The 10665-nt window shown below is 66.1% G+C and carries 12 protein-coding genes and 1 tRNA gene; 11 read left to right on the plus strand and 2 right to left on the minus strand.

What is annotated here, in order from left to right; translation table 11 throughout:
- Positions 1-190: 190 nt before the first annotated feature.
- A complete protein-coding gene (locus AC3WJE_RS20380) occupies positions 191-1753 on the plus strand; it encodes a DUF1800 domain-containing protein (RefSeq protein WP_493732668.1) in 1563 nt (520 codons plus the stop codon).
- Positions 1754-1789: 36 nt separating this feature from the next.
- Positions 1790-2989, plus strand: coding sequence for a DUF1501 domain-containing protein (locus AC3WJE_RS20385; protein ID WP_493732669.1), 1200 nt, complete (start codon positions 1790-1792; stop codon positions 2987-2989).
- An 88-nt stretch (positions 2990-3077) separates the two neighbouring features.
- Here AC3WJE_RS20385 and AC3WJE_RS20390 read toward each other — a convergent pair whose 3' ends face one another.
- Positions 3078-3833 carry a M90 family metallopeptidase gene (locus tag AC3WJE_RS20390; RefSeq protein ID WP_493732679.1) on the minus strand — a complete coding sequence of 252 codons (756 nt, stop codon included), beginning with the start codon at positions 3831-3833 and terminating at the stop codon, positions 3078-3080.
- The gene (locus AC3WJE_RS20395; RefSeq protein ID WP_493732670.1) at positions 3830-4111 is read right to left on the minus strand and encodes a hypothetical protein; all 282 of its coding nucleotides are present in this window, start codon (positions 4109-4111) and stop codon (positions 3830-3832) included. The genes AC3WJE_RS20390 and AC3WJE_RS20395 overlap by 4 nt, the downstream gene beginning before the upstream one ends.
- 274 nt (positions 4112-4385) lie before the next feature.
- On the opposite strand from AC3WJE_RS20395, the gene birA reads away from it, so the two are divergent.
- The 9 genes from birA (at position 4386) to AC3WJE_RS20440 (ending at position 10469) form a co-directional block, all read left to right on the plus strand.
- Complete coding sequence (birA, locus tag AC3WJE_RS20400; RefSeq protein WP_493732671.1) at positions 4386-5351, plus strand: bifunctional biotin--[acetyl-CoA-carboxylase] ligase/biotin operon repressor BirA; 966 nt, start codon at positions 4386-4388, stop codon at positions 5349-5351.
- Positions 5348-6082, plus strand: coding sequence for a type III pantothenate kinase (locus tag AC3WJE_RS20405; RefSeq protein ID WP_493732672.1), 735 nt, complete (start codon positions 5348-5350; stop codon positions 6080-6082). Before birA ends, AC3WJE_RS20405 begins: the two co-directional genes overlap by 4 nt.
- Before the next feature lie 10 nt (positions 6083-6092).
- Positions 6093-6830 (plus strand): SPOR domain-containing protein, encoded by a 738-nt coding sequence (locus AC3WJE_RS20410; RefSeq protein WP_493732673.1) that lies wholly within the window; start codon positions 6093-6095, stop codon positions 6828-6830.
- Positions 6831-6845: 15 nt separating this feature from the next.
- A tRNA-Thr gene (locus AC3WJE_RS20415) sits at positions 6846-6921 on the plus strand.
- A gap of 340 nt (positions 6922-7261) precedes the next feature.
- Entirely contained in the window at positions 7262-8185 is a 924-nt protein-coding gene (rocF, locus tag AC3WJE_RS20420; protein WP_493732674.1) for an arginase, read from the plus strand.
- Positions 8186-8299: 114 nt separating this feature from the next.
- Positions 8300-8452, plus strand: a complete 153-nt coding sequence (locus AC3WJE_RS20425) for an entericidin A/B family lipoprotein (protein WP_493732675.1) — start codon at positions 8300-8302, stop codon at positions 8450-8452.
- A 76-nt stretch (positions 8453-8528) separates the two neighbouring features.
- Positions 8529-8663 carry an entericidin A/B family lipoprotein gene (locus AC3WJE_RS20430; RefSeq protein WP_493732676.1) on the plus strand — a complete coding sequence of 45 codons (135 nt, stop codon included), beginning with the start codon at positions 8529-8531 and terminating at the stop codon, positions 8661-8663.
- A 181-nt stretch (positions 8664-8844) separates the two neighbouring features.
- Positions 8845-9060 (plus strand): CsbD family protein, encoded by a 216-nt coding sequence (locus AC3WJE_RS20435; protein WP_493732677.1) that lies wholly within the window; start codon positions 8845-8847, stop codon positions 9058-9060.
- A 110-nt stretch (positions 9061-9170) separates the two neighbouring features.
- Positions 9171-10469, plus strand: a complete 1299-nt coding sequence (locus AC3WJE_RS20440; RefSeq protein WP_493732678.1) for a tryptophan--tRNA ligase — start codon at positions 9171-9173, stop codon at positions 10467-10469.
- The last annotated feature ends 196 nt before the right edge of the window (positions 10470-10665 follow it).

Genomic DNA, 10665 nt, shown 5'->3' on the forward strand with positions numbered 1-10665 from the left:
CTAGAGCGGAGACGGTGGCCCACGCCGGCGCTCGACATCTAACCTGACAGATCCGGAGCAGATAAGAGCGGAGCATGAACCGGGCCCAAAGCACGCGGTGCTTCCGACATTGGTTTAACGCGCGCGGGTAGGCGACGCGGATACTCGTGCGTTGATTCCGGTGTTCCCCGGGTCGGGGCGGAGATTGGACATGCGCGTATGCGGTGAGATCACGCGAGGTCATGGGGCGCGGCTGGTGGCCGCGTTGCTGCTGGCCGGCATGACGGCAGCCGCGGCAGCCGCCGGGCATGCAAGCTACGACCCGGCGTCCTCGCGATGGCTGCAACGGGTTGCGTTCGGGCTGGACAGCGCCAGCGTGGCCGAGCTGGAGCAGCAGGGGCAGCGCAGGTTCCTGCGCCAGCAACTGGGCACGCCTTCGGACGATGCCGCGCTGCCGCCGGCGGTGCGCGATCAGCTGCATGCCTATGCCGCGTTGCAGGTGCCGGTGCAGACATTGCTCGCGCAGCAGAGTGCACGTGGCAAGCAGATCAAGGACATGCCCGACGGTGATGACAAGGTCGCCGCGCGCAAGGCGCTGCGGCAGCAGGGCATCGACATGGTGCAACAGGTCCGGCAGGCGCAACTGCTGCGTTCGATCTACGCGCCCGATCAACTGCGCGAGCAGATGGTCTGGTTCTGGCTCAACCACTTCAGCGTCTATGCCGAGAAAGGACGCCTGAACTGGATGGTCGGCGACTATGTGGACCACGCGATCCGTCCGCATGTATTGGGCAAGTTCTCCGACCTGGTGCTGGCGACCTTGAAGAGCCCGGCGATGCTGGAGTACCTGGACAACGCCCAGAATGCCAAGGGCAAGGTCAACGAGAACTACGCACGCGAGCTGATGGAACTGCACATGCTGGGCGTGGACGCCGGCTACAGCCAGCACGATGTGCAGCAACTCGCACAGATCCTGACCGGCGCGGGCATCGTCCCGCCGGATCGCGACGGTCCGCCGAAGCTCAAGCCGGAACTGCAGGGGCAGTACCTGCGCGAGGGTGCGTTCGAATTCAATCCGGCGCGGCACCAGCCTGGTGACAAGACCCTGCTCGGTCAGCGCATCGCCGGCGGCGGTTTCGACGAGATCGAGCGCGCGGTGAAGTTGCTGGCAGCGCAGCCGGCTTGCGCGCGCTTCGTCTCGCGCAGGCTGGCCGAGTATTTCGTCTCCGACCAACCGCCGCCGGCGCTGGTGGAGCGGATGGCGCGCAGCTTCCAGCGCAGTGACGGCGATATCGCCGAGGTGGTGCAGACGATGCTGGAATCGCGCGAGTTCGCCGATGCCGCGCAACGCAAGTTCAAGGATCCCTATCGCTACCTGGTGTCGTCGCTGCGTCTGGCCTATGACGGTCAGGCGATCGCCAACCCGGCGCCGCTGCTGGGTTGGCTCGACCAGATGGGCGAGCCACTGTTCGGGCGCATCACACCGGACGGCTGGCCGCTGCAATCGGAGGCCTGGAACAGCTCGGGGCAGATGGCCAAGCGTTTCGAGATCGCGCGTGCGATCGGCGGTGGCGATGCACGTTTGTTCACGCCGATACAAGCCGAAGGCAGCGCAGAGCAGCGCGGCGGTTTCCCGATGCCGGCCTCACGGCTGTACTACGCCGCGATCGAGCCCGGCCTGTCCGACGCCACCCGCACGGCGCTGGCCAAGGCGCGCTCGCAGCAGGAGTGGAATGCGTTCCTGCTGGCGTCACCTGAGTTCAATTACCGCTGATCGCATGGACGCCTGGTTCCGCACGAGGGCATGCAGATGAAACGACGTGGATTCCTCGCCGGTGCCGCCGGCGCGTTGCTGGCCGGTGCCGGCATGAGCTGGTCCGGACGCCTGTTCGCCGCGCCGGCGGGCAGCAGTCGGCTGCTGGTGGTGTTCCTGCGCGGCGGCTACGACTGCAACAACCTGCTGGTGCCATATGCCAGCGATTTCTACTACGCCTCGCGGCCGACGCTGGCGATCGCGCGGCCCGATCCGGCCAACCTGTCCAGTGCGGTTGCGCTCGATGCGCAATGGGGCCTCAACCCGGTATTGCGCGACAGCCTGTGGCCGCTGTGGCAGAAACGGCAGCTGGCGTTCGTGCCGTTCGCCGGCACCGATGACCTCTCGCGCAGCCACTTCGAGACCCAGGACGACATCGAGTCGGGCGAAGCAGGCGACGGCCATCGCGACTATCGTTCGGGCTTCCTCGCACGGCTGTCGGGGGTGCTGACCGGCGTGCCGGCGATCGCCTTCACCGATTCGCTGCCGTTGAGCTTCCAGGGTGGCCATGACATCCCGAACCTGTCGCTGCGGGGCGATGCCAAGCCTGCATTCGACACGCGCCAGTCGGCGATCCTGGCCGGCATGTATCAAGGCACCACCCTGGCCAGCGCCGCGCGCGATGGACTGGCATTACGCCAGCAGGTCTCGCAGGAGCTGCAGCAGGAAATGATGCAGGCCAGTCGCGGCGCCGCCAGTGCGCGTGGTTTTGCCGACCAGACCCGGCGCATGGCGGTGATGATGCGCGACCGCTACCGGCTTGGCTTCGTCGATGTCGGGGGCTGGGATACCCATGTCAACCAGGGCAGCACCGACGGCCAGCTCGCCAACAATCTCAAGAACCTTGGCCAGGGCCTGGCCGCCTACGCCGAGGCGCTTGGCCCGGCCTGGGACGACACCGTCGTGGTGGTGATGTCCGAGTTCGGCCGCACCTTCCGCGAGAACGGCGACAAGGGCACCGACCATGGTCACGGTACGGTGTACTGGGTGCTCGGTGGCGGTGTGCAGGGCGGACGCATCGTCGGTCAGCAGATCGAGATCGCACAGCGCAGCCTGCTGCAGGATCGCGATTACCCGGTGCTGACCAACTATCGCGAGCTGATGGGCGGGTTGTTGCAGCGGATGTGGGGACTCAGCAGTGCGCAGTTGGCGCAGGTATTCCCCGGTGCCAAGGCGAAAGGCCTGGGACTGGTGTAGGAGCGGCGTAAGCCGCGAGTGAAGCTTTACCGGGAAAGCTTCCTCGCGGCTTACGCCGCTCCTACACCAACCAACACAAAGGCTGTGCTCAGCGCGCGAACGGCGAGGGGCCGTAGAAGCGCTGCAGATGCGTGGCCACTTCCGGCATCGTCTCGCGCAGCAGGTCCGGCGCGGAGAAGTGGTATTCGCTGGTGACCGCGAAGAACTCTTCGGGTGCCTCAGCGGCATAGGCATCGATCAACGTGTCGCGTCCGGCATCGACTTGCCGGCAGAAATCGTCGTAGCTGCGCTGGAAATCGTGTGCCCATTCGCGCTGCCACTCGCGCGGCAGCAGCGGCGTACCGTCGAGCGCGCCATCGAGCGCGTCGAGCTTGTGCGCCATCTCGTGGACCACCACGTTGTAGCCGGCGTTCGGATCGGCGATGTCGGCGCGCACGTCGGCCCATGACACGATCAATGGGCCCTGGTCCCACGCCTCGCCGATCAGCTCGTCTTCCCATTCGTGCAGCACGCCGGCGGCATCGACATGGCTGCGGTGCACGCGGAATGCGTCGGGATAGACGATCAACTGCGACCAGCCATGCCAGCCATCTGCGCCGAACTCCAGCAGCGGCAGGCAGCAGGTTGCCGCCAGCAGCACGCGATCGGCATCGCTCAGCACGAGGCCGTTGAGTGGCGAGATGGTTTTTTCGTGCAGGAAGGCAGCGGTCAATCCGCGCAGACGTTCCGCGCGAGTCTTATCGAGTGCATGCAGCCACGCGCAACCTGCGAGGGCCGCGCGCCAAAGTGTTTCGTCGATCGCTGCCGGTTTGCGCCGGAACCAGCTGAATACACGTGGGATCAGCGGAACATGCCCGGCAGGAAGCTATGCCAACGCGGCATGCGCATCCGCGGCACCATCAAATCGCCGTCGTTGCCGCCGCCTTGCGTGGTGGTGGAATGCGGCCGCGTGGTGCCCGTGTGTGCGGCCTGAGTGGCGTCGGCATCGGGCGTGGCGCCGCGTGCGGCCGATTGCGGTGCATCGACGCAGGTGCCGTGGTCGGGGTCGGCATAGCTGCCCGACGCCGCCCAGGCCAGCGAAGGTGCCAGCAGCAGGATCACGTAGAGGGCAACTCGGCGCATCGTCGACATCCGGGCAGCGGTGGTAACCTGTCGATTCTAGCGCGGTTTTTGCCCCTGGCGACAAGCCGGATCGGGCTCCGGCGGGCCGCGATCCGTCCCGGGCGGGCTCGCCCCCCGGGACTCCCCCGGTACGCGCCGGATGCCGCTTCGTCACCCGGGCTCCGCTTGTTCAGCCAGGTACGCGCGAAAAAGCGGCTCCGCCGGCTCGGGTAGGGATGCCACCTCCTCAGCCGGCATCGCGCATAATTCCCGCATTCATCGATCAGGGATCCGCGTGGACGACCGCGCACTGCTGGCCAGACTCGCCACCGGACGCGTGTCCGGGGACGCGCTTGCGCGCGAGTTCGGGCTGACCCGGGCCGCGGTCTGGAAGCGCATCCAGAACCTGCGTGCGGCCGGGGTCGAGATCGAGGGCCGGGCTGGTGATGGTTATGGCCTGGCGCACCCGGTCGAATTGCTGGATGCGCAGGCGATCCGCGCGCTGTTGCCAGCCGCGGTACGGGACCGGCTGGCCGGGCTCGAAATCGCCTGGACACTGGAATCGACCAATACCGAGTTGCTGCGCCGTCCGGTACCGGGGCAGGGTGTGGAGGTGCTGCTGGCCGAGCGTCAGACCGGCGGTCGTGGCCGGCGTGGTCGGCAATGGGCCTCGCCACTGGCTTCACACATCTATATCTCGCTGTCGCGCGGGTTCGGCGGTGGGCTGGCGCAACTGGCCGGGCTGAGCCTGGCGGTCGGCGTGGCGGTGGCCGAGGCGCTGCGCGCAGCCGGCTTCGAGCAGGTCGGCCTGAAATGGCCGAACGACCTGCTGGCCGGTGGCGCCAAGCTGGGCGGCCTGCTGGTCGAGGGCGGCGGCGAGGTCGCCGGACCGGCGCGCGCGGTGATCGGGCTCGGGCTCAACGTACACATGCCGGCGGCGTTTGCGGCCGGGATCGATCAGGCCTGGACCGACCTGGATACGCTGGCCGGCGAGGCGGTCTCGCGCAACCGGATCGTGGCTGCGCTGCTGGCGGCCTTGCTGCCGGCGCTGGAGCAGTTCGAGGCGCAGGGGCTGGCGGCGTTCCTGCCACGCTATGCGGCGCTGGACCTGCTGGCCGGGCGCGCGGTGCGGATCGAGCAGGCCGGTAGCTTGTCCGAAGGCATCGCGCGCGGCTTGGCTACCGATGGCGCGCTGCGGGTCGAGCTGGCCGACGGCGTGCGCCATGTCCACGCCGGCGAAGTCAGTGTGAGATCGCAATGAGCCAGTGGTTGTTCGACCTGGGCAATTCCCGCTTCAAGTTCGCGCCGCTGCAAGGCGCGCGCGCTGGCGACGTGCAGGCCTGGGCGCATGGCGCCGAGGCGATGGACGACGCGCTGATGGCGGCGCTTCCTGAGGGTGAGGTGGCATATGTCGCCAGCGTGGCGTCGGCCGCACTGACCGCGCGGATGCTGCAAGTGCTGGGCGAGCGTTTCGGCGAGGTGCGGGTGGCGCGCACGATCGCCGAGTGCGCCGGCGTGCGTATCGCCTATGCCGAGCCGTCGCGCTTCGGCGTCGATCGTTTCCTGGCGCTGTTGGGCGTACGCGGCGAAGGCCACGTGCTGGTGGCCGGTGTGGGCACTGCGCTGACGATCGATCTGCTGGACACCGAGGGTCGACATCGCGGCGGTCGTATCTCCGCGTCGCCGACCACGATGCGCGAGGCATTGCATGCGCGCGCTGTGCAGTTGCCGGCGCAAGGCGGCGATTACGCCGAGTTCGCCAACGACACCGCCGATGCATTGGCATCCGGCTGTGATGGCGCGGCGGTTGCGCTGATCGAACGCAGCCTGGCGCAGGCCGAGGCATGGCTGGCGGCGCCGGTGCGACTGGTGCTGCATGGTGGTGGCGCTCCGGCCTTGCTGCCACTGTTGCCGCAGGCGATGCACCGTCCGCCGCTGGTGCTGGACGGGCTGGCGACCTGGGCCGGCTATCAGCCGGCGACGGCCGGATAGAATCCTGCCCATGTTCGTACGCGCATTCATCGTCGTCCTGGCCGTCCTCAATCTGGGCGTGGCGCTGTGGTGGCTGTCACGTCCTGCCGATCCGTCACCGGTCGCACCGATCGAATCGGTGCCCACCGGCGTGGCGACGCTGCAGCTTGCCGAGCCTGCCGATGCTCCGGCTGCGCAGCCGGAGTCAACACCGATGCCGACGCCCTCGGCAGTGCCGCCTCCGGCTCCGATAGCCGCCGCTGCGCCTGCAAAACCGGCGGTGCCGGCAGCACAGACACTCGAGCCTCATGCCGCACCGCCGGCGCGCTGCCTGAGTCTGGGGCCTTTCGCAGCGCAGGCCGATGCCCAGGCGGCACTGGCGCGCGCCGGTTCGCTGCTGGAAAAGAGCGCGCTGCGCGAGGAGCGCGACGGCGATGCCAGCAGCTATCGGGTGGTGATGCCGTCGGTCGGTGATCGCGCGACCGCGCAGGCGATCGTCGCGCGCATCGCTGCGGCGGGCCTCAAGGATTACTACGTGCTTCCCCAGGGCGAAGACAACACCATCGCGCTCGGCCAGTACCGCAGTCGCGAAGGTGCCGAGCGTCGTCAGTCGGAATTGAAGGCGAAAGGATTTTCCGCCGAGCTGCTCGCCAGCGGCGGTCAGCCGCGCTGGTGGATCGATGCACGCACCGCCGCGACGGACGCGGCGGTACGGGCCAAGTCGGGCGCGGCGCGTCAACGCTCGCTGGATTGCGCGAGCATGCGCTAGAATGCGCAGCTCGATGCCGGCATAGCTCAGTTGGTAGAGCAACCGCCTTGTAAGCGGTAGGTCCCCAGTTCGAATCCGGGTGCCGGCACCATCTTCGCTCACGTCGCTGTTGCGACAAGGTTGAATCTTCACGTTCAACCGGAGCTGACGCGCATGTCGCGTCGCACGCTGTCAGGTTGCTCGACTAACGAGCGAAAAACATCCTCGTAACGCGACATCGCGCAAGCTGTCTCCACCAGCTGTGCAGCCGTAGGGACGTGACCCAAGGCGGCTTAAAGGGTGCAGGTATCCGCAGCTGGACCACTTTCCTCGCGCGACGCGCATTCAAGGCAGATCCAGCCTCCTGAATGTGCGGCGCGCTGTTGCGTTGCCGCACGAGTCGCTGCATCGCGCTCGTTAGACTGGACTTCTTTGTTCGATGGGAGTCCTGGATGAGCATGCGCTATTCCCCCGTTTCTCTGATCGGGGTGCCGACCGATGTCGGTGCCGGCCATCGTGGTGCGGGCCTGGGGCCGGAAGCGCTGCGCATCGCCGGTCTGGCCGAGGCGCTTACCGCGCGTGGTGTGGAAGTACGCGACGTCGGCAATCTCGATGGTCCACGCAATCCGTGGCAGGCGCCGGTCGCTGGCTATCGTCATCTTGATGAGGTAGTGGCGTGGAATCGTGTGCTGATGGAGGCCAGTTACCGCGAGCTGCAGCAGGGGCGCATGCCGATCATGCTCGGGGGCGATCATTGCCTGGGCATCGGCTCGATCACCGCGGTGTCGCGCTGGTGCCGCGAGCAGGGCAAGACGCTGCGCGTGCTGTGGCTGGATGCGCATTCGGATTTCAACACCAGTGAGGTCACGCCGTCGGGCAATGTGCACGGCATGCCGGTGGCGTGTCTGTGCGGATTGGGGCCGCAGGCGCTCACGCATCTGGGTGGCGATGCGCCGGCGCTGCATCCGGAGCAGATGCGGCAGATCGGCATCCGTTCGGTCGATCCGGACGAGAAGCGGCTGATCAAGCAGCATCGCATCGATGTCTACGACATGCGCCACATCGACGAAGTCGGGATGAAGAAGACGATGGAAGCGGCGCTGGACGGCGTCGACGAGAACACACATCTGCATGTGAGCTTCGACGTCGATTTCCTCGATCCGAGCATCGCGCCGGGCGTGGGGACAACGGTGCTGGGCGGCCCGAACTATCGCGAGGCGCAGCTGGTGATGGAGATGATTGCCGACACCGGGCGCATGGGTTCGCTGGACATCGTCGAGCTGAATCCGGTGATCGACAACCGCAATCTCACCGCGGAGCTGGCGGTGGACCTGGTCGAAAGTCTGTTCGGCAAGTCCACGCTGATGCGCGACTGAATCATTTTCGCAAAGCGTTCACGGCTGTTCACGCCGACTCTACGGTGGCGCAGTCAGATTCGTCGCGGAGCGGAGGCGCATATGGCGCCGGACGCGTTGAAGAGGATGAAGATGATGAAACGACTGTTGACGATGCTGCTATTGGGCCTGTTTTCCGTGGGTTTGATGAGCGGGTGCAACACCATGGCTGGCGCAGGCAAGGACATCAAGGGCGCGGGCCAGAAGGTGGAAAAAACGGCGGACAAGTGTAGCGACGGCAAGTGCTGATTCACTTTCGCCAGAGGGAGCCGGTGCGGGCTCGCCGCGCCGGGCATGCAACGATACGAGCCGAGGGAGTGAAGCGATGAAGCGTGCAACGATTCTGCTGATGCTGGGCCTTTTTTCGGTCGCGATGCTGTCGGGCTGCAATACGGTGAAAGGCGCGGGCAAGGACATCAAGGGCGCCGGCGAGAAGATCGAGGATTCTGCGAAGAAGTGATCGATAGGAGTTCAGGCAGGAAAAACGGGCCTTTCGGCCCGTTTTTCTTGCCAGCCTGACCGAACGGTTCATGCGGGTGACGACGGCTTTGACGCGTTTTAATGTCTAGCGAATGTCGGTGCAGGCAGTTTGGGCGTGCGCGGCCGCTATGCCGGCCGTCACATTGCAACAGGAGTACGTCATGAACAGAGACATCATTTCCGGCAAGTGGACACAGTTGAAGGGCAAGATGCAGGCCCAGTGGGGCGATTTGACCGATGACGACTTCGACGTCGCCGAAGGCAACGCGAAATACCTCTCCGGCAAGTTGCAGGAGCGCTACGGCTGGGATCGCGATCGCGCCGAGAAAGAGGTAGGCGCCTTCGAGGAAACCCTGCGCAAGGAAGATCGCGACTGACATCCCGGGATTCGATACTGTGGGCGAAACGGGCCGCAGTGCGGCCCGTTTCGTATCCGGGCGCGGCGAGGCATTAAACTTGTCGGGTTGAAACCTGAATCCCTTGCGCAATGACCACCCGTGTTCTGACCGGCATCACCCCCTCCGGTACGCCCCACCTCGGCAACTACGTCGGTGCGATCCGCCCGGCGATCGCCGCCAGTCGTGATGCCGACAGTGAGAGCTTCTACTTTCTGGCCGACCTGCACAGCCTGATCAAGGCGCAGGATCCGGATCGCACCCAGCGCTCGACGCTGGAGATCGCCGCCAGCTGGCTGGCCTGTGGCCTGGATCCGGACAAGGTGTGGTTCTACCGCCAGAGCGACGTGCCCGAGACCAACGAGCTGATGTGGCTGCTGACCTGCGTGGCGGGCAAGGGCATCCTCAACCGCGCGCATGCCTACAAGGCGGCGGTGGACAAGAACGTTGCCGATGGCGAGGACGTCGATGCCGGCATCACCGCGGGGCTGTTCATGTACCCGGTGCTGATGGCCGCCGACATCCTGATCTTCAACGCGCACAAGGTGCCGGTGGGCCGCGATCAGGTGCAGCACATCGAGATGGCGCGCGATTTCGCGCAGCGCTTCAACCACGTCTACGGCAAGGACTACTTCGTGTTGCCGGAGGCGGTGATCGACGAGAACGTGGCGACCTTGCCGGGCCTGGACGGGCGCAAGATGAGCAAGAGCTACGGCAACACCATCCCGATGTTCGCGCCGCGCGAGGAACTGAAGAAGCTGGTGTTCTCGATCCTGACCGACTCGCGCGCGCCGGGTGAGCCGAAGGACACCGCCGGTTCCGCACTGTTCCAGTTGTACCAGGCATTCGCCACGCCGGAGGAGACCGCGGCGTTCGCGCGCGCGTTCGCCGAGGGGATCGGTTGGGGCGAGGCCAAGCAGCAGTTGTTCGAACGGATCGATCGCGAAATCACGCCGTTGCGTGAGCGCTATGAAGCGCTGATGGCCGAGCCGGCGAAGATCGAGGCGACCCTGCGTGCCGGTGGTGCGAAGTTGCGCGAGAAGTATGCGACGCCGTTGCTGGCGCAGTTGCGCGATGCGGTGGGGTTGCGTGATCTGTCCAAGCAGGTGGTGGCGGCCAAGGCCGGGGCGGACGTCAAGGTGGCGCTGCCGGTGTTCAAGCAGTATCGCGAGAAGGATGGGCGTTTCTACTTCAAGCTGCTGGATGGCGAGGGTGTGCTGTTGCTGCAGAGTGAGGGGTTTGATTCGCCGCGTGAGGCTGGGCAGTTGATCGGGGTGCTCAAGCAGGCGGTGGATGGGGATCAGTTGGAGACGTCGCTGGTCAGGATTGAGGTGGAGGTCGAGGTTGTTTTGGGGGCTTTGCGGGTGTTGCGCGAGGTGGCTGAGGGGTAGTTTTTTTTTGAGCATTGGCCGTGGGTGTTGATGCTCAGTACGTGATCTCCACTACCGTATGCCCCTGTCGTCGTCCCCGCGTAGGCGGGGACCCAGCGACTTCCGCGCCATCTCTCTATCGTCATCCCCGCGAACGCGGGGGCGAAGCGCCACTGCTTGCGAGCCACTGGCTCGCGTGGTGCTGAGCGCCATCGGG

Source organism: Pseudomonas sp. GW821-FHT07E12 (assembly GCF_058986605.1).